We start from the raw sequence: 1149 nt of genomic DNA on the forward strand, positions 1-1149 counted from the left end.
TCGCGAATTTGCATTTTTTAAACACCTCCGTTGAATTTGGTAATATCATGCTCTATTTCCAACAAAATATGCAAAAAAATTATTCGTTTAGCTATTTTTCATATATACCTAAGCTTTCATCTCTGATGTGGGAATAAATAAAGGTATAGGTCATACTCTATACCTACACCTACACCTTCTCCTATCCTACTTACTATTGAATTCCCCTATTAACCCCTGTAACTCTTGCGAGAGCCAATTTAAAGAATTTGCTAACTCTGCAATATCTTGTACATATAGTTCTTGCTCTTTCATACTTGTTTCCACATTACTACTGCTATTCACATATGTATTTGCAATGTGTGATAATTCATTTACAAACTGAACAATTGTTTGATTATCTTTTAGAATGTCACTTGAATTATTCGAATTCGCTTTAATTTGATTTGTAACAGATTGTGCAGATTCTGAAATCTTTTCAAAGAAAGCACCACTACTTTGAACAAGTGTTATTCCTGATTCAACTTCCTTTGAACTCTTCTGTATGGATTTTACAGCTCTCTCTGCTTCAGCCTGGGTTTCACCAATTAATTTAGCTATATCCCTCGCAGATGCCTCGGTTCTTTCCGCTAATATACGTACCTCGTCCGCAACACCTGAAAATTCTTCTCCCAACTCTCCAGCACATGAGGATTCAGTAGAAGCATTTAAAGCTAATGAATTTGTTTGATTTGAAATGGTTGTAATTACAGTAAGAATTTCATGAATTTCCTTAGATCGTACTTCTAATGCATAAATACTAGAAGATACATCCTGAACTGTATCTCTGATTCTTTTCATTTGATTCACGATTTGCTTAATCAAATCTTTTCCCTCTACAGAATGCTGGTCCATGTCTTCCAAAGCATTGCCAACTTGTTTTGCAGCTCCTTTAATTTCTTTCATCTTACTTTCCATTTGTTGAACAATCCCTAAACATTTTTGCACTACATATTCATGAGAATGTGCTCCTAAATTTAATCCTGTAATAGCACTTGCAATTTCTTTAAAGGCTATGCTATTCTCTTTTGTACTTACCGATAATTCCTGTGAAAATGTCGAAACCTGCTCAGCAGTCTGCCTTACTTTATCTATAATACTATTAAACTTTTTAATAGTATTATTAAAATA

Annotated in this window: 1 protein-coding gene; it reads right to left on the minus strand. The window is 33.6% G+C overall.

Features of this window, described 5'->3' with window-relative positions; genetic code table 11:
* Window positions 1-186 precede the first annotated feature (186 nt).
* Window positions 187-1149: methyl-accepting chemotaxis protein (locus tag ACQGSG_RS29075; protein ID WP_426948765.1), on the minus strand; the 963-nt coding region annotated here is incomplete at its 5' end.

This window comes from Bacillus sp. GMa5/1, assembly GCF_050172015.1.
In the GTDB taxonomy this organism is placed as follows: domain Bacteria; phylum Bacillota; class Bacilli; order Bacillales; family Bacillaceae_G; genus Bacillus_A; species Bacillus_A cereus.